The sequence below is a fragment of the Siminovitchia jepli genome, from assembly GCF_047228825.1.
Taxonomy (GTDB): Bacteria; Bacillota; Bacilli; order Bacillales; family Bacillaceae_C; genus Siminovitchia.
This window is the reverse complement of sequence record NZ_JBFEGN010000006.1, coordinates 61,550-78,643: the sequence shown is the minus strand read 5'-3', so window position 1 is coordinate 78,643 and position 17,094 is coordinate 61,550. Positions and strand designations below refer to the sequence as shown.

The 17,094-nt window shown below is 44.7% G+C and carries 22 protein-coding genes and 2 riboswitches; of the genes, 15 read left to right on the top strand and 7 right to left on the bottom strand.

Features of this window, described 5'->3' with window-relative positions:
- Positions 1 to 91: 91 nt before the first annotated feature.
- Together AB1L08_RS04990 and AB1L08_RS04985 are read left to right on the top strand one after the other, a co-directional pair.
- Positions 92 to 2,158: a carbon starvation CstA family protein gene (locus AB1L08_RS04990; RefSeq protein WP_413063580.1), complete on the top strand. Its 2,067-nt coding sequence runs from the start codon at positions 92 to 94 to the stop codon at positions 2,156 to 2,158.
- A 30-nt stretch (positions 2,159 to 2,188) separates the two neighbouring features.
- Positions 2,189 to 2,353 carry a CstA-like transporter-associated (seleno)protein gene (locus AB1L08_RS04985; RefSeq protein WP_413063596.1) on the top strand — a complete coding sequence of 55 codons (165 nt, stop codon included), beginning with the start codon at positions 2,189 to 2,191 and terminating at the stop codon, positions 2,351 to 2,353.
- Between the two features lie 448 nt (positions 2,354 to 2,801).
- On the opposite strand, the gene AB1L08_RS04980 is transcribed toward AB1L08_RS04985, so the two are convergent.
- Positions 2,802 to 2,930 (bottom strand): YjcZ family sporulation protein, encoded by a 129-nt coding sequence (locus tag AB1L08_RS04980; protein WP_413063579.1) that lies wholly within the window; start codon positions 2,928 to 2,930, stop codon positions 2,802 to 2,804.
- A gap of 216 nt (positions 2,931 to 3,146) precedes the next feature.
- On the opposite strand from AB1L08_RS04980, the gene AB1L08_RS04975 reads away from it, so the two are divergent.
- On the top strand, positions 3,147 to 3,593 hold the full coding sequence (locus tag AB1L08_RS04975) for a universal stress protein (RefSeq protein ID WP_413063578.1): 447 nt from the start codon (positions 3,147 to 3,149) through the stop codon (positions 3,591 to 3,593).
- 71 nt (positions 3,594 to 3,664) lie between these two features.
- Here the strand turns inward: AB1L08_RS04975 and AB1L08_RS04970 are convergent, their stop codons facing one another.
- Complete coding sequence (locus AB1L08_RS04970) at positions 3,665 to 3,811, bottom strand: hypothetical protein (protein ID WP_413063577.1); 147 nt, start codon at positions 3,809 to 3,811, stop codon at positions 3,665 to 3,667.
- A 56-nt stretch (positions 3,812 to 3,867) separates the two neighbouring features.
- On the opposite strand from AB1L08_RS04970, the gene AB1L08_RS04965 reads away from it, so the two are divergent.
- Positions 3,868 to 4,233, top strand: a complete 366-nt coding sequence (locus tag AB1L08_RS04965) for a DUF488 domain-containing protein (protein ID WP_413063576.1) — start codon at positions 3,868 to 3,870, stop codon at positions 4,231 to 4,233.
- A 373-nt stretch (positions 4,234 to 4,606) separates the two neighbouring features.
- Here AB1L08_RS04965 and AB1L08_RS04960 read toward each other — a convergent pair whose 3' ends face one another.
- Positions 4,607 to 4,861 carry a DUF6154 family protein gene (locus AB1L08_RS04960; protein WP_413063575.1) on the bottom strand — a complete coding sequence of 85 codons (255 nt, stop codon included), beginning with the start codon at positions 4,859 to 4,861 and terminating at the stop codon, positions 4,607 to 4,609.
- A 160-nt stretch (positions 4,862 to 5,021) separates the two neighbouring features.
- Between AB1L08_RS04960 and AB1L08_RS04955 the strand changes: the two genes are divergently transcribed.
- Positions 5,022 to 5,351, top strand: a complete 330-nt coding sequence (locus AB1L08_RS04955; RefSeq protein ID WP_413063574.1) for a hydrolase — start codon at positions 5,022 to 5,024, stop codon at positions 5,349 to 5,351.
- A gap of 59 nt (positions 5,352 to 5,410) precedes the next feature.
- Positions 5,411 to 5,905 (top strand): RNA deprotection pyrophosphohydrolase, encoded by a 495-nt coding sequence (gene ytkD, locus AB1L08_RS04950; protein WP_413063573.1) that lies wholly within the window; start codon positions 5,411 to 5,413, stop codon positions 5,903 to 5,905.
- Here the strand turns inward: ytkD and AB1L08_RS04945 are convergent.
- The 3 genes from AB1L08_RS04945 to AB1L08_RS04935 are packed head-to-tail and all read right to left on the bottom strand — an operon-like array spanning position 5,902 to position 8,479.
- On the bottom strand, positions 5,902 to 6,714 hold the full coding sequence (locus AB1L08_RS04945) for an ABC transporter permease (RefSeq protein ID WP_413063572.1): 813 nt from the start codon (positions 6,712 to 6,714) through the stop codon (positions 5,902 to 5,904). The genes ytkD and AB1L08_RS04945 overlap by 4 nt on opposite strands.
- On the bottom strand, positions 6,695 to 7,471 hold the full coding sequence (locus AB1L08_RS04940) for an ABC transporter ATP-binding protein (RefSeq protein ID WP_413063571.1): 777 nt from the start codon (positions 7,469 to 7,471) through the stop codon (positions 6,695 to 6,697). The genes AB1L08_RS04945 and AB1L08_RS04940 overlap by 20 nt, the downstream gene beginning before the upstream one ends.
- 24 nt (positions 7,472 to 7,495) lie before the next feature.
- Complete coding sequence (locus AB1L08_RS04935; RefSeq protein ID WP_413063595.1) at positions 7,496 to 8,479, bottom strand: ABC transporter substrate-binding protein; 984 nt, start codon at positions 8,477 to 8,479, stop codon at positions 7,496 to 7,498.
- A 131-nt stretch (positions 8,480 to 8,610) separates the two neighbouring features.
- On the opposite strand from AB1L08_RS04935, the gene AB1L08_RS04930 reads away from it, so the two are divergent.
- Complete coding sequence (locus tag AB1L08_RS04930) at positions 8,611 to 9,399, top strand: alpha/beta hydrolase family protein (protein ID WP_413063570.1); 789 nt, start codon at positions 8,611 to 8,613, stop codon at positions 9,397 to 9,399.
- 640 nt (positions 9,400 to 10,039) lie between these two features.
- Here the strand turns inward: AB1L08_RS04930 and AB1L08_RS04925 are convergent.
- Positions 10,040 to 10,666, bottom strand: a complete 627-nt coding sequence (locus AB1L08_RS04925) for a LysE family translocator (RefSeq protein ID WP_413063569.1) — start codon at positions 10,664 to 10,666, stop codon at positions 10,040 to 10,042.
- Positions 10,667 to 10,864: 198 nt separating this feature from the next.
- On the opposite strand from AB1L08_RS04925, the gene AB1L08_RS04920 reads away from it, so the two are divergent.
- From AB1L08_RS04920 to AB1L08_RS04885, 8 genes are all read left to right on the top strand, one after another.
- On the top strand, positions 10,865 to 11,101 hold the full coding sequence (locus tag AB1L08_RS04920; protein WP_413063568.1) for a hypothetical protein: 237 nt from the start codon (positions 10,865 to 10,867) through the stop codon (positions 11,099 to 11,101).
- A 76-nt stretch (positions 11,102 to 11,177) separates the two neighbouring features.
- Positions 11,178 to 11,284: riboswitch (glycine riboswitch) on the top strand.
- A 3-nt stretch (positions 11,285 to 11,287) separates the two neighbouring features.
- Positions 11,288 to 11,365: riboswitch (glycine riboswitch) on the top strand.
- A 93-nt stretch (positions 11,366 to 11,458) separates the two neighbouring features.
- The gene (glyA, locus tag AB1L08_RS04915) at positions 11,459 to 12,709 is read left to right on the top strand and encodes a serine hydroxymethyltransferase (protein ID WP_413063567.1); all 1,251 of its coding nucleotides are present in this window, start codon (positions 11,459 to 11,461) and stop codon (positions 12,707 to 12,709) included.
- A 6-nt stretch (positions 12,710 to 12,715) separates the two neighbouring features.
- Positions 12,716 to 13,207, top strand: coding sequence for a serine dehydratase beta chain (locus tag AB1L08_RS04910; RefSeq protein WP_413063566.1), 492 nt, complete (start codon positions 12,716 to 12,718; stop codon positions 13,205 to 13,207).
- Between the two features lie 33 nt (positions 13,208 to 13,240).
- The gene (sdaAA, locus tag AB1L08_RS04905; RefSeq protein ID WP_413063594.1) at positions 13,241 to 14,119 is read left to right on the top strand and encodes an L-serine ammonia-lyase, iron-sulfur-dependent, subunit alpha; all 879 of its coding nucleotides are present in this window, start codon (positions 13,241 to 13,243) and stop codon (positions 14,117 to 14,119) included.
- Positions 14,120 to 14,669: 550 nt separating this feature from the next.
- Complete coding sequence (locus tag AB1L08_RS04900) at positions 14,670 to 14,978, top strand: iron-sulfur cluster biosynthesis family protein (protein ID WP_413063565.1); 309 nt, start codon at positions 14,670 to 14,672, stop codon at positions 14,976 to 14,978.
- 207 nt (positions 14,979 to 15,185) lie between these two features.
- Entirely contained in the window at positions 15,186 to 15,563 is a 378-nt protein-coding gene (locus AB1L08_RS04895; RefSeq protein WP_413063564.1) for an amidohydrolase family protein, read from the top strand.
- Positions 15,564 to 15,721: 158 nt separating this feature from the next.
- Positions 15,722 to 16,039 (top strand): DUF3870 domain-containing protein, encoded by a 318-nt coding sequence (locus AB1L08_RS04890; RefSeq protein WP_413063563.1) that lies wholly within the window; start codon positions 15,722 to 15,724, stop codon positions 16,037 to 16,039.
- A 227-nt stretch (positions 16,040 to 16,266) separates the two neighbouring features.
- Positions 16,267 to 17,091, top strand: coding sequence for a M55 family metallopeptidase (locus AB1L08_RS04885; RefSeq protein WP_413063562.1), 825 nt, complete (start codon positions 16,267 to 16,269; stop codon positions 17,089 to 17,091).
- The last annotated feature ends 3 nt before the right edge of the window (positions 17,092 to 17,094 follow it).

Below are 17,094 nucleotides of genomic sequence, written 5' to 3'. Positions count from 1 at the left end.
ATTCATAATATTTTGTAAAGGGAGGTATAGAGATAGGAAGAACGGATGCTAGGGAAGCATGAAATTACATTCAATTAAGGGGGAGAAAAAGTTGAAGAAAAGTGTGCTTTCGATTGGTATCTGGACTGCTGTTTCACTTTTGGGAGCTGCAGCTTTTGCTCTATTGGGGCTTGCCAGCGGAGAAACCATTTCTGCCGCATGGCTTTTAATTGCTGCCGTTTGTACATATGCGGTGGCCTATCGCTTTTATAGTAAATTTATTGCCTATCGACTTTTCAAGCTGGATGACAACCGGGCAACACCAGCGGAAATCAATGATGATGGAAAGGACTATGTACCGACAAATAAATGGGTTCTTTTCGGTCACCATTTTGCTGCCATTGCCGGAGCCGGCCCGCTTGTCGGACCCATTCTTGCAGCCCAGATGGGCTATCTGCCCGGAACCCTATGGATCATCATTGGGGTCGTGTTGGCGGGGGCAGTCCAAGATGCAGTCATATTAATGGCTTCAATGCGCCGAAACGGGAAATCGCTTGGCCAGATTGCAAAGGAAGAAGTGGGGCCGATCGGGGGTCTCATTGCCTCTATTGGGATTGTTGCGATTATGATTATTCTGATTGCAGTGTTGGCGCTTGTTGTTGTGAAAGCACTTGCTGACTCGCCTTGGGGAGTCTTTGCGATTGCCGCTACAATCCCAATTGCATTGCTTATGGGCATTTATATGCGTTTTATTCGTCCGGGCAAAGTGCTGGAAGGATCATTAATCGGTTTTGTTTTATTAATGCTTTCGATATGGGGCGGCCAGTATGTAGCTGCTGATCCTGAATGGGCAGCAATGTTTACTTTTACTGGCGGTCAACTTGCCGTTATGATGGGGGTATATGGATTTATCGCTTCCATTCTTCCTGTCTGGCTTTTGCTTGCACCGCGCGATTATTTAAGCTCTTTTTTAAAAATTGGCGTCATCTTCCTGCTCGCTGCCGGGATATTAATTGTACTTCCGGATTTACAGATGCCTAAAATTAGCCGGTTTATCGATGGATCCGGACCCGTTTTTGCCGGAAATTTATTTCCATTTTTGTTTATCACCATCGCCTGCGGAGCAGTTTCCGGCTTCCATTCCCTTGTGGCTTCCGGGACGACGCCAAAAATGATCGAAAAGGAATCGCATGCAAGAATGATTGGCTACGGAGGAATGCTCATGGAGTCCGGCGTAGCCATCATGGCTTTAATTGCAGCTTGCGCTCTTCATCCTGGTCTTTACTTCGCCATGAATTCTCCTGCTGCGGTGATAGGAACGGATGCAGTTGAAGCTGCAGCTGCCATTTCCTCATGGGGATTTCAGGTTACCCCGGAAGAAATTAAAACTGCTGCCGCAGAAATTGGAGAAGCATCGATCATGTCCAGAACGGGAGGAGCTCCTACGCTGGCAGTGGGAATGGCGGAAATTTTCTCCAGCTTCCTCATGGGAGCGAAAGCGTTCTGGTATCATTTCGCAATTCTTTTTGAAGCCGTTTTTATTTTAACGACCATTGATGCCGGAACGCGGATTGGCCGATTTATGATTCAGGATTTTGTGGGGAACTTTTACAAGCCGTTCGGCCAAACAGACAAGTTTTTGCCTAACGTCATTGCTTCTGCATTGATCACATTGGCTTGGGCATACATTACGTATCAGGGGGCAATTGACCCGTTTGGCGGTATTAATTCACTTTGGGCACTGTTTGGCATCTCCAATCAAATGCTGGCCGCCATCGCACTCGCAGTAGGTACAACCATCATCATAAAGATGGGAAAAGCCCGCTTCGCCTGGGTAACAATGATTCCTTTCGTCTTTTTATGCGTCACGACGTTGACAGCGGCGTTCATGAAATTATTTTCATCCGTTCCTTCCATCGGATTCCTGGCTCACGCCAAAATTTTCCAGGAAGCCATTGACAAGGGAGAGGTGCTGCCGCCGGCTTCCGATATGGACGTCATGAGGCAGATTGTGTTTAACGACAGGCTAGATGCTGTCATAACGGTGATCTTTATTGCTGTAGTGATCCTGCTGATACTTGATTCATTTCGTGTTTGGTATAATATTTTGGTGAAAAAGAAAAAAATGAAGCTGCACGAGACGCCGTTCGTTCAATCTATAAAAAACGAGGTGATGTAGTTGAATGTCATTTTTGCAGCCTTCAAACGGATGAATTGTCATGTGAAAACAATATTTGGACTCCCTAATTATGAGAGATACATCGAGCATCACCAGAGAAAGCATCCGAATGAGCCTCTTATGACTGAAAAAGAGTACTATGTATTTGCGCTTAAGGAACGCTATGAAAGCGGCAAGGTGAATCGTTGCTGTTAAGGGTGCAACTTTATGGTGCTTTAAACTGCAAAGCTGCCATTTTTCCATGGTTCCTTCTACGGTATTATCCCTAAAACAAGAACGGCCATATTTAGATTAAAATAATAGGGCGGCTGCCGGAACACCCTGCCGATCGGCATAACATAGTCCTTCATAAAGAGGGAAGGCCAAGATTGGTGAAAAGAAACCACCCTTAAGGGTGGTTTCACTTTTGATCATGGGGCGGCTGTCTGTCAATTCATATGCACCCTTCACCAGGCGTTTAGGAATGTCCTGGAGTATTTCCGGCTCGGACTTGTTCCCTTCACAGATTTGGCCGGAAATTGCAAACCCGAAATCATCTATCACTAAACAAGGGCAATTAGCGGACAGTCCGAACGCTTTTCTCCGGATGAGAAGGAAAAGGCAGTTAATGAGGTATTTTTCTCAAAAACTGCCGAAACTTGGCCTAGTACCAACATGCTCCAACGATAATTAACAAGATGAAAAGTACGACGATTAACGCAAAAGCATTACCCATGCCGTAACCGCCATATCCATAACCGCCGAATCCGCATCCGCCACAGCCGAATCCCATACATATCACCACCTTATCTTTTTAATATAACTTATGCTGGTTAAAGTAAAACGAGCCGGGGATTCGCGGACAGAAAAGAAAATGGGAATAAGATAGTCAAAACAACCATACGGAATTAGACCTTTTATCAAAATTGCAATTTTACCAAATTTTTCTGGCTTTTTAATGAATAAAATAGTTTAATAGAAAGAGATTAAATAAAAAGGGGTTGTATATATGGATATGTCTTATAGCCACATCCTTGTAGCAGTGGATGGTTCGGAGCCTGCGGAGTGGGCTTTTCGGAAGGGGATCGAGATTGCGAAGAGAAATAACGCAACGTTAAACCTTGTTCATGTAGTGGATACAAGCCAATATCACGGTATTGAATTGTATGATGTAAATTTTACTAAGAGGGCAATCAAGCGTGCTGAAGAGCTTCTGGATGGCTACGCACAGGAAGCGAAGGAAAAAGGGATTGAAAAGGTAGAAACTCTCGTACAGGAGGGTTCTCCAAAGGCGGTTATCACGAAGCATGCTGCCAAAAAAGTTGGTGCAGATCTAATCATTTGCGGAGCAAAAGGGATGAATGCGGTGGAAAGAATGTTCCTTGGCAGTGTATCCGAACACATTACCCGCCACGCTGAATGTGACGTGCTCATTGTAAGAACTGAAAAAGAATAAGCTGGCAAGGCTCAGAAACGAAACCATCCTTCAAAAAGCCAGGGGTGGTTTCGTTTAGGGCCTTTTCGCCTTTAAGTTGATTTTTCGTTTTTTCTTCTTTTTTCCTCACACTCCAAACAAATCGATATCCCATTTTCCAAAATGACGCCTTGATAAAAACCGGCAACGCAATAAATGGGCTTTTTACATAAATCACAATTACTGACGAATTCTTTCATGTTGATCCTCCGTTTCCGTTTAAGGTAAGCTTTTTAAAGAAAGCGGGGCGGCTTACATGGCAAATGATGTTTATTTAAAAAGAATTTACTTTGAAGCGACTGCGGACGATGGTTATCGTGTCCTTGTTGACCGCATTTGGCCGCGTGGTGTTTCCAAGGAAAAAGCAAAGCTCGGTGAATGGATGAAGGAGATTGCCCCGAGTCATGAATTGCGGAAATGGTTTGGGCACAATCCGGAAAAATTCCAGGAATTTAAACGGCGTTATATAAGTGAAATTGAAAAAGGCAAAGAACAGCAAAAATGTTTGCGAAAACTAAAGGAGCACTGTAAAAAAGAGAATATTACCTTATTGTTTGCGGCAAAGGATGAAGAACATAACCAGGCAGCTGTTCTAAAAGAGTTGATTCTTTCAAGCGAATAACAGGCACATGATCGATTCATTCATGTGCCTGTTTTTTTAAAGGTTAAAAAAAATATAAAGTTTAACCAGATTATCCCTTAGAAAGGGTATGTCTGTGTCCAGCTCCGACGCACAGGACGTGCTAGTGCAGGCGAAGCGACAGGACGTCGCAAGCCTGAGCCTGCCGACGCACAGGACGTGCTAGTGCAGGCGAAGCGACAGGACAAGGAAAGCTTCGACAGCATCAGCATCGCACGAAGGAAAAGCGAAGCTTTTTCGAGGACGTCGCAGCCTGAGCCTGCGTTCCTCGCCTTGTTTCCTTTATCTCGTCGGAGGCACTCCAGTCTGTACGTCGATGAGCAATGCGGTTGCGCTTTTCTTAGTAAAGTATGTATTAATGCAGCGGCCTATAATAGGGTGAAGAATCTTCTTTTCTCCCTTCCAATTGGGCGAATTTGCCTTTTAAAGTTTCAAGCAAGTACAGCCTGATAAAATATTGCAATTCATATTCGTCCATTTCTTTTACGATATCCAATAAATCTTCGTGGTCATACCCTTCCAAAACAGCAAAGGTAATCATGTCCAAATCCTCTTCGTCACCGGTTAATTTATCCCGGTACATTTCAAATAACTCATCAATCAGTTTCATTTTGCATCCGCCTCCTTTCAGGTTATTCTTGATTGCTCTCTTTTATATATACCCATAACTGAAATGAAAAACCAGTATGATTGTTAATACCATTATTAAGAATAAAATAAGATTGTGCAAGGCAAAATATGCATAAAAATTGGTTGAAGGAGTCGTAGCATTGAACGAGGCAAAGAAAACATATTATATTTCTGTTGGAACCGGCGAAATCATGAGAACCCCAAAAGCGTCGCCGTGGCAATTTAAAATAAAAGCAACAGATGATGAAATTACAGAGATGCGGGAAGTTTTTCAAACGATGCAGGACAACAGCATCGGTGATTTTTTCCGTGCCCACGTCCCATTTGTTGAATACTCTCATGACCCGACCAATGACGTTCATGATGAAAATTTGCACAAAATCTATTCAATGATATACGAGCTGGGGGATCAGGAAGCAAAGCAGCATATCCAAAACCTCGGCATTCTTGATGGCTTTAAAAGTGATTGACACCCGGCGATGTTTCTTTATAATGGGTTCGACAAGAGCCCATTAAAGGATGATCGCAAATGAGCATACAGTTTTTTGATCAAAATGGAAACCGGGTAACGCTCGCTTTTGAAAAAAATGCTTTTGAACAAAGCCCAGGCCACGTTTTGGCGATTTGCCGCTATCAAGACGAGTGGCTTTTAACAAATCACTCGATACGCGGTTTGGAGTTCCCCGGCGGTAAACTGGAAGAAGGGGAATCCGTCAAAGATGCGGCCATCAGGGAAATTTTCGAGGAAACAGGAGCTGCTGCAAACATCCAATCATATGTTGGAGAATATTTGGTGGAAGAAAACGAAGGCGCATCATTTGTAAAAGCGATTGTTTTGGCAAAAGTACTTAAGCTCGAAAAAAAGGAACATTACCATGAAACAAAAGGTCCCGTTTTAATAAAGGGCGACCTCCTTTCGAAAGTACATGGAGACGAATTCAGTTTTATTATGCAAGATCGTGTCCTGAAGGAAACGTTGAAAAAAATAAGCCAACAAAGCTGCTCCCACAAGGAACAGCTTTAGTGGTTATCTTTTATCAATTTTTTCTCAAGCCACTCTACAACGGTGTACATGATGGTGGCAAAAATGACAATGAGCACGAGGGCGAGCATGACGAGGGTAAAATTGAATACCTGGAACCCGTAAATAATCATATACCCGAGGCCTTTTGCCGAAACGAGAAACTCGCCTACAATGACACCGACCCAGGAAAGGCCGACATTGACTTTTAACGTCGAGATGATCGTTGGAAAGGATGCGGGCAAGACCGCCTCTTGAAAAATTTGTCTTTTTCCTGCCCCAAATGTCCAAAGCACTTTTAAATAATTTTCGTCAACATCCCGAAATGCCGTATAGACGACAATTGTTGTAATGATGACCGATATGACCGCACCCATCGCAATAATTGATGTAAATCCCGGCCCAAGACCGACGATCAGGATCGGTCCCAGCGCCACCTTCGGCATTGCGTTTAAGACAACAAGATACGGGTCGAGCACCTTTGACAGAAATGGGGACCACCAAAGGACGGCGGCCAATATCGTTCCCAGCAGGGTGCCCAAAATAAAGCCGAGTACCGTCTCAAACACTGTCACCCCTACATGTGAAAAAAGAGACCCATCGGCAATTTTTTCTGTAAGCAAGGCCCAAACTTTGGAAGGATAGCTAAAAATAAGCGGATCCATCCATTGATTGCGGCTTCCGACTTCCCAAACAATGAAAAAGGCGGCAAATATGAGAAATTGGTAAAACAAGATCCAGCGCTTCTCTTTCACCAGTTCCTGTTTGTATTGAGAGTGAAGAAGGGAAGGATCAGCGGGTTTCTTTTTCAAGGGATTCCAACTCCTTCCATATGATGCCGAATAATTCATGGTGAGCCTCTTTCGTCCGGGATTCAAAAGGAGTGGCCTTCCGCAGTTCATCCGGCACGTGAAACACTTTATGAAGCCGTCCCGGATTCGTTGCAAAAAGCAGTATTCTGTCGCTCATTGAAATGGCTTCACCGATATCATGTGTCACCAAAATAGCCGTTTTATTGTAACTTCTTAATATCTGAAATACGAGATCTTCGAGCTTTAGCCTGGTTTGGTAGTCAAGCGCGGAAAATGGTTCATCCAGCAGCAGCAATTTGGGCTGGACGGCCATTGTTCGGGCCAATGCAGCCCTTTGGCGCATCCCCCCGGAAAGCTGGCGGGGGAAAGACTTTTCAACACCGCCCAGTCCGATCTGCCGTAAAAAGCGAATGGCATTTTCTTTCGTTTCACGATTGAGCTTCCTGTTCAGTTTCAGTCCGATTAACGTGTTGTCCTCAATTGTTTTCCAAGGGAATAAATAATCTTGCTGAAGCATGTAACCGATGCTGCTTTTCTGATCTTCCGGGGGCTTTCCATCAATAATGACATTTCCGTTTGTCGGCTTTAACAGTCCCGAAAGAATGGAAAGCAGCGTCGTTTTTCCGCAGCCGGATGGCCCGATCAGCGTAATAAACTCTCCTTCCTTTACGGTAAAAGACACATCTTCCAAGGCGGTTTTTACAGATGACGGGGAAAAATAATGATGTCCTATATGCTCTGCCACAAGGAAGCTCACGATGTTTGACCTCCTTCATTTTCATTAAGGTTGTTCAGCCATCACCTTTTCAACAATTTTTGTATTGACGAGTTTGTTGTAATCCACTCTTTCGGGAAGCTCGCCCGCTTCTTCCATAATGGCCTGCAAGTTATCCCAGCCTTCCTCTGTCAACGTCATTTTTTTAGCAAACGAACCCTGATTTTTATACCGGTCAATGGCGGCAGCCAACGTTTCAAGGTCCGAGTCTTCAAAATAAGGCTCCACGACCTTTGCTATTTCTTCTCCAGAGCTTTTTTCCACCCATTTCTGGGCTTTATAAAGCGCCTTAACAAATTTTTCCACTGTTTCGTTATTTTCTTTAAGATAGCTTTCTTTGGACATAAAAGTGGTGTAAGGAACGTGACCTGATTCTTCACCGAATGAAGCGACGATGTAACCTTTGCCTTCTTTTTCAAAGACCGATGCAGTCGGCTCAAAGAGCTGAACGTAATCCCCGGTTCCGGAGGCAAAAGCATTGGCAATGTTTCCAAAGTCGATGTTTTGGATTAAATTCAAATCATTGTGGGGATCAATACCGTGCTTTTTTAAAACAAATTCGCCAACCATTTGCGGCATGCCCCCTTTTCGCTGGCCGAGAAAAGTGGAGCCTTTCAGCATCTCCCAGTCAAAGTTGTCGACTTTTTTCCGTGATACAAGGAAAGTTCCGTCGGTTTGGGTGAGCTGTGCAAAGTTGATGACCGGATCACTCGCGCCTTGGGCGTATACATAGATCGATGTTTCGGAACCGACAAGGGCAATATCGGCTGCATCCGACAAGAGAGCCGTCATGGTTTTATCACCGCCCCAGGTCGTTTTTAATTCAACATCGAGCCCTTCTTCTTTAAAAAAGCCCTTTTCCAGCGCTACATATTGCGGAGTGTAAAAAACAGAGCGGGTTACTTCGGCAAGCCTGACTTTTTTCACTTCATCCTTTTTTCCGGAACATGCTGTGCTAAAAATCAATAAAAATGACGCAATGAAGATCATTCCAACTTTTAGCGATATTTTCACGAAAGAACCTCCTATCCATGTTTGTCAAACGCCATGACTTTGGGCTAACATATCGTATGACGGGAGTTAAAATGTGTGAAATTATTTTTAGAGCAGGAGGAGCCGGAATGAATGAAACCCGAATCGTTGGAAAATGGTTATTTCCATCACCGAATCCGCATATCCGCATGTATTTAGTAAAGTATTTGTCTGCGGGCCTCAGGGTGAAAGGGCTGCTTGCCGAACCGGTTGCGGAAGGGATGTACGACGGATTTTTATATTTGCGTGGCGGCATCAAAAGTGTCGGCATGGTAAGGCCTGCCCGAATTGGCCAATTTGCTTCGGAAGGTTTCGTTGTTTTTGCTCCGTTTTACCGGGGAAACCGTGGGGGAGAGGGGAATGAGGACTTTGCTGGAGAGGACCGGGAGGATGCATTTGCGGCGTTTGATATATTAAAAAATCACCCGGCTGTTATGAAGGACCGCATCCATATTTTCGGTTTTTCCCGCGGCGGTGTAATGGCATTGTTGACCGCCATTGAAAAAGAGGCCGCTTCTCTCGTTACATGGGGCGGAGTCTCGGACATGGCGCTGGCATACGTCGAGCGGAAAGATCTGCGCCGGATGATGAAGCGTGTCATCGGGGGATCGCCCAAAACGGCACCTGCAAAATATACATACCGCACCCCTTTGTATGAGCTTGAACACCTGCAATGCCCCGTACTGATCATTCATGGAGAGCGGGACGAACACGTATCCGCCGAACACGCCCGCCGGCTTGAAAAAAGACTTTTGGAGCTGGGCAAGAAGGTTGAAACGAAGTATTTTAAAGATGCCACACACTATTTTCCGCCGGCTTTAAACAGAGAGGTCGTGACGGAGGTGGGGAGGTGGATGAAAGACCATTTTTATCAATAAAATACAGCATTCATTAAATTATGTATTAAGAAAATAAAACAGAGACAAAGCATTTAATTTACAAATGCGCGGTCTAACTCCACCGTCTTTAAACGGTTGTCCATACTTAAGAAGAGGTGAAAGTATGGAAGAATATAGAAAAGGCAGTCATTCGGTATATGACATCAAGTACCCACGTAATATGGGTGAAAAAGTACAAATATAAAATGCTGCATGGAGAGATTGCAATAAGGGCAAGAAAATTGATCAGACAAGACTGTGAAGCAGGATAGTTTACCATATTGGAGGGAAAAGTTGGATGCATTTGTTATTATCCTGCCTTCGGGTATGTAGAACCTTACCATATTTGATGTAAGATGTTGCAGGATAATTTCCTTAAACGACCACCTGTACTTTAGCAGGTGATCGTTTAAATGTCTCAAAAGGCCTCTATCGGCTTTCCTTAAAGTATTGAAGATATAACTTGCCAAGAAATTTTTCTTCAAAAGAAGCTTTTCTGTGTCCAACTCCGACGCACAGGATGTGCTAGTGCAGGCGAAGTGACAGGACGTCGCTGCCTGAGCCTGCCGACGGACAGGACGTCCTAGTACCGCCGGCGCCTAGCCCCGCGAGGTCACAAACCACTGCTGCCTGCTTGTAATTATCGACTCTGAAATGCTACTTTCAATCCCAGCCCTATATAAATTGCTCCTACAATCTTGCCGCTAAAGCGACTGATCCAAGAAATTTTTTTGACCACTCCCGCCAGTAATCGTACGCCCATTGCAATAAGCGTCGTATAGATTGCGCTAAGCAGAACAAATACTAAACCAAGCACCAGAAACTGAAAAAACGTTGAACCTTGCTCCGGATGTACAAATTGGGGCAAAAATGACAGAAAAAACAATGCTGTTTTGGGATTTAAAATTTCAATTAACACTGCCTGGGTATAAGAATTTGTTGATGTTGCGGGAGAGATGTTTGGCAGTTTTGGGTCTGAAGGCTTTTCCATAACCGCTCGGATCCCCAAGTAAAACAAATAAGCGACCCCTGCAAATTTTACAATATTGAAAGCTAATGCTGATGTCATCAGGATTGCTGAGAGCCCAATCGTTGCAAATAAGGTATGAATCAAATCACCGGTTGCGATACCGAGCCCCGCCATGATTCCGCCTTTACGTCCACTTTGAACAGTACGGGAAGCAACAAGAAGAACAGCAGGGCCGGGTATTAAAAATAGGCCAATAACAATCACCACAAACATACTTAATGTTGAGAAAGTAATCATATGTAGTCCCTCCAATTTGTATATATTCAATGATAACTATTATATCATTATTTTATTGTTTCAGAATGTTTAAATGATAGTTGCATGCTTACAGAAAGTTAAACCCATTCTTTTGCAGATAATCTGAAATTTTATCAAGAGCCTCAACTGTTTTTGCCATTTTAGGTAAGACTCGACGGTTGCAAGACAGGGATTGCGATGAAAATGATCAGCGGGGAATGGGAGCAGCATCTGCTTGAGCAGAAAAGCATCTCTTTTGTCCAACTCGGACGGACAGGACATCCAAGTACCGCCGACGCCACAAAATGCGGCGATCTAAGGCATCGGCTGCTAATTACAGTGGTGGCTGAAAAGCTGCCTCCCCGCAATGCGGCTTGCCTATGGCTGGGCGCCTTGCTCTTTTCCTATGAAATTCGTTTAGCGCACAAATTTTGACGGAATGTTGCTGGTACTCCTCTATTGACATTCCCTTAAAACTTAAGTATATTATTAAATAGTTTCATAATTGCGAATGATAATCACGGGAGAGACTAAACGATCGTGTTTGGCACCGAAGGAGCAAGTCCCAAAAAAATCCTTGGGATCCAATCTCTCAGGTAAAAGTACCGTGCTTGGACGCATCTCTGGAGAGCGCCTTTAAAAGGCCACCAACGGGGAATACTTCGCCATGAAGTTAAACTCTCAGGTAACAGGACAGAGGAAGGTAGATGATAATCGCTATCTTTCCCCTGTCCTTTTTTATGTTCCGGAAAAAATTTTCAAGGGGAAGATAGAGAAAGAGGAGGGAACATAATGGGCTTGTTAAAGGGAGATGCGGAAATTTATCGGGCCATTGAGGCAGAAAGAAAACGCCAGGATGAATCGTTGGAGCTGATCGCTTCTGAAAATTTTGTCAGTGAAGATGTGATGGAGGCAATGGGGTCTGTTTTAACGAACAAGTATGCAGAAGGGTATCCGGACAAACGCTATTACGGCGGATGCGAATATGTGGATGTCGTTGAAAAATTGGCGATTGCAAGGTTAACGGCATTATTTGATGCCAACTATGCCAATGTACAGCCCCATTCAGGTGCCCAGGCGAATACGGCTGTTTTTTTCTCAATGCTGGACCCGGGCGACAAGATCATGGGGATGAATTTATCGCACGGCGGGCATTTGACTCACGGCAGTCCGGTCAATATGTCGGGAAAATGGTTTGATGTCGTTTCTTACGGCGTAAGGGAAGATTCCCATTTGATTGATTACGATGAGGTGGAGGCCATTGCGTTAAAAGAACGCCCGAAAATGATCATTGCCGGTGCAAGCGCTTATCCGAGGATCATTGATTTTTCCAAATTTAAAGAGATTGCTGATAAAACAGGTGCCATTTTGATGGTAGACATGGCCCATATTGCCGGGCTTGTAGCAAGCGATCTCCATCCTTCCCCTGTACCATATGCGGATGTTGTGACGAGCACCACGCATAAAACATTGAGAGGCCCTCGCGGCGGGATTGTTTTAACAAATGATGAAGAAGTAATAAAGAAGATCAATAAAGCTGTATTTCCAGGTATTCAAGGCGGTCCGCTCATGCACGTGATTGCAGCAAAAGCTGTTTCATTTAAGGAAGCGCTTCAGCCGGACTTTAAGACGTACGTGCATCAAGTGGTATTAAACGCATCAAGACTTGCGGAAACATTACTGGAATCGGGGGCCCGGCTCGTTTCAGGCGGAACGGATAACCACCTTGTTTTGCTGGATGTCCGCACTTGGGGGCTGACCGGAAAAGAAGCAGAACACTTGCTGGAAGAGGCAGGCATTACCGTGAATAAAAACACCATTCCATATGATCCGGAAAGTCCTTTTATAACGAGCGGGATCCGGATTGGAACCGCTGCCATTACAACGCGCGGGATGAGAGAGAAGGATATGGAAGTCATCGGCGAGGCCATTGCTGAAATGTTAAAAAGCAAGGGAGAACCGGCCGTTACGAAACGCGTAAAAGATAGGATTCAACAACTTTGTCACGAGCATCCTCTTTATCAAAAATGTCTGGTGAGGTAGATTGGGGTGGAAAAAGTGATTTACAATAGTTGTTTTGATATTATCGGCCCCATTATGCTAGGCCCCTCCAGCTCCCACACGGCGGGTGTTGCGTCGATTGGCAAATTTGCATATGACCTTCTCGGGAACATTCCCGAGTCGGTTCATATCACTTTCTACGATTCATTTGCGGAAACATATCGGGGACATGGAACGGATAAGGCCATTTTGGGCGGCCTGCTCGGAATGGGTACCGATGATCCGGGGATTCGCTATGCTTTCGACCTTGCTGAAGATGAAAAAATGCACGTTACTTTCCAAATGGAAGACCGATGTCCTTACTTCGACCATCCAAATACACTTATGGCAAAAATCAGAAGAGGGAGCAAACGTTTGGACATCGGAGGCGCATCCCTGGGTGGGGGACTTTCGAAAATTTTTCTCATTAACGGACATCTGGTGGATTTGCTGTTGAATGCCGAGATCGATATGGAATGGATCAAAGAAACATACTTATAAGAAAGAAGGTGAAACAGATTGGATTTTTCATCGATGGAAGAACTGCTGAAGCAGTGCCGTGAAAAAAGCCTGGGGATCGGTGAACTCATGCTGGAATGGGAAGCAGGCAAGACAGGCAGAAGCCGAAAAGAAATTTTCGATAAAATGAAAGAACGTCTGCTCAGGATGAAAGATGCCGTTGAAGCCGGCATTGAAGACAAATCAACGTCCCCAAGCGGTATTTCGGGCGGCGATGCCTACTTGATGCAGCAATATAAAGAGAAGGGCAATTACCTGATGGGGAGCGTAACAGTGGACGCAATGAAGTATGCGTTTGCCACTTCCGAAACAAATGCCAGGATGGGGGTCATCGTGGCCACTCCTACCGCCGGTTCTGCCGGAATCCTTCCGGGATGTATTTTTGCCCTCAAGGACAATACAGATATTCCGTTTGATGAACTGGTGATGGGCCTGTTTACCGCCAGTGCCATCGGATATGTAATCGCCAACAGGGCATTTATTTCCGGAGCCGCAGGCGGCTGCCAGGCCGAGGTGGGATCGGCTGTTACCATGGCAGCGGCTGCTATTGTGGAAATGAACGGGGGATCTCCCGACCAGGCTGTTCATGCGGCGGCAATGGGTTTGAAATCACTGCTCGGCCTTGTGTGCGACCCGGTGGCAGGGCTCGTCGAAGTGCCGTGCATTAAAAGAAACGTCATCGGAACTTCCATCGCTTTTACAGCGGCGGAAATGGCTCTTGCCGGGATTCAGAGCAGAATTCCATGTGATGAAGTCATTGGAGCGATGTATGATATCGGAAAAAGGATGCCCCGTACTTTAAAGGAAACAGCACTCGGAGGTTTGGCCGCTACCCCGACGGGAGAAAAATTAAAAGAAAAAATTATGGGGAAACCGTGTTTAAGAAGGGCTTGATGTTCAGCCCTTCTATATAAAATGAACTTTCGAATGTAACGTTAACACCTGATAAAAAGCCATTGCGTCTAGTCATTGTATCTCCCATCCTTTTTGATTATTAGTATTCTATACCCGAAAAGAGCGGTAATGGGATTGCGTTCCTTTGACCGTTCTCGCCAAAATAGCGCCTGCACGGGTAATAGCAATAGCGAGCCGGAACAATTAATAATAATGAATACCGATCGTCTAAAATGATTGCGTGGTAAACTTTTAAATTCTTGGTATATAGATTCTATTTTCATGTCCCGACACCCTGATCCAACTGGTTAATGTTAAAACTATTATACGTGACCGACTCGTTGTTTTCCCCTTCCAGGGTCACATAGGACCATTCTACGTGACCGAGTGGCTGGTTTTTCCTCTAGCAGGGTCACATAGAACCTTTCTAAGTGACCGAAATGTTGATTCTTACGTTCTTTCGGTCACATAGAGCCGCTGTACGTGACCCAAATGATGATTTTTCCTTCTTTTCGGTCACATAGAATCTTTATAAAGGAGATGAATGGTTTTGCTTATTACCTTAACAGACACAGCCATTCAAAAGCTCAGTACAATGGAATGGGAAGAAGGAAATTTTCCCCGGATTGACTGTGATGTAGCCGGAGGCTGCGGCATATCTGTCTCATTCAAACTTATTTTTGATGAACCGAGAAAAAATGACTCCGTGCTCGAGTATAACGGCATTCGCATTTTGCTCGACCGCTTTACCCGGAGGAATTTGGACGAGGTCACCCAGATTGATTATTCCGATGAACACGGCTTTACTGTTGGGGAAAACTTCGTTTCAAGCGCGTGCGCCATTGAAATACCTTCATAACCCCTACACCTCGGGTCCTAAGCAATCCCCCTTTAAGGGAGCAGCCCACATAAGAGTTAGAAAAAAGTAACCAACCCAAATGCTGGCCAGGCGTCATGGGTGGTTACTTTTTTTGTTATGATAGCATGTATGACCAAAGTTTCGAAAGAAATCATTGGAATTTGTTGAAAAAGAGAGTCCCTGCGTGGGCTCACTGTTTGGTATGTCATGCACAAAATAATATGGATTGCACAGATCACCCACTTGTGCAATGCGATGAACACCATTCATCATCGCGAACCGACCCCATCGTGTTTGCCGTTGGAAACGGATGATGCCAGCACCGAGTTTATCGCCGATGGCATCCATGTCCATCCGGCAATGATCAGGCTCGCCTTGCGGGCGAAGCGGAATCAGGAAATTGCTGTGATTACGGATGCAATCAGGGCCACCGATTTGGGTGACGGCGATTATCACTTGGGAGTGCTGCCGATTCCCCCACTTCAATCTGAGATAGTCGATAAGTGGGGGATGAATTTTAGTTTGGCGAAGCCAAAAGTTTCAGGACAGAACACTTGTTTTCTGCTAAACAAAAAGATAAGATGATCAAAAAATCTTAGAATGATGAAATTGATTCTGCTATTTTCCTTGAAAAATGAAAGCGTTTATATTAATATAAGTTATACCTTCGATTTAGTGACGGACGTTTGCATGTTTCCCATGTGAATGCCCCGCACTTTACCCGAACGGCAGGAGGATCATAAGTGTTTCCTAAAGAAGCAATTTATGTGATTGGTGACAGTAAGACTGCATCCAACAACCCTATTATGCAGCAATATAATGCATATTTCGTTGGTTTGGTTGTCGACACCAGGAATCATGAAATATTGGAAGCGGAATGTTCTTCTACCATTCCACTTACATCCAAGTTTATAAAATCATTATTTATCGGCAGGTTTATGCATGAGCAGGAGGAAATTATTTCGGAAATTGAAAGCAGGTACTTTGGTTCCTCGCAAAAAGCGCTGATTGTCGCTTTCAAAAATGCTCTTATTAAATATAATCAGCTTATTACCGGTTAGCTGCTTCATTTGTTCTTCGCAAGTGAAATCCAGCTGTTAGAGAGTTTTTTGTCTCTAATGGCTGGATTTTTTTATATCCATAACGAAATCTCGGAAATATCTCTTGTCGGAAAAAAAGCATGGATGTTTATGGGTGAGATCCGAATTTCCGCTCATTTTATAATAGATTGAATAATTTGTTTATTTACTTTATACTAAAAATAGTATTTTGAATGGGGAGAGAGACTATGAAACTTTATATTTCTGTCGACATGGAAGGCATCACTGGCCTCGTCGATCACACCCACGTGGATGCGGACAAGCACAATTATGAACGAAGCCGGATCATGATGACGGATGAAGCCAATCATGTGATTGCGGCCGCGTTTAACCAAGGGGCGAAGGAAGTCGTCGTCAATGATAGTCATTCAAAGATGAATAATCTTTTAATCGAAAGGCTTCACCCGGAAGCTTATATCATTACCGGTGATGTGAAACCGTTTTCAATGGTTCAAGGACTTGATGAGACGTTTGCCGGTGCCATTTTTGCCGGTTACCATGCCCGCGCGGCCCAGCCTGGAGTGATGACCCACTCGATGATTTTTGGTGTCCGCAACATGTTTATTAATGATGCGGCCGTTGGCGAGTTGGGGTTCAATGCCTATGTCGCCGGTTATTACGGTGTGCCGGTGATTATGGTTGCCGGTGATGATCAGGCAGCACTTGAAGCGGAACAGTTGATCCCAAATGTGACGACCGCAGTGGTCAAGGAAGCCATTTCCCGTTCTGCAGCCAAATCATTAACACCGGCCAAGGCAGGGGAGCTGCTGAAAGAAAAAACGGCACATGCGATTAAGAACCGCCATCACGTGAAACCGCTGACCCCGCCTGACAAACCGCTGTTAAGCATCGAATTTACCAATTATGGTGAAGCAGAGTGGGCGAATTTAATGCCGGGGACGGAGATGGTGCCGGGAACAACGATTGTCCGTTTTCAAGCCAAGGATATTCTCGAAGCCTACCAAGCGATGCTTGTCATGACGGAACTTGCGATGCGAACAACATTCTGTTAGGGA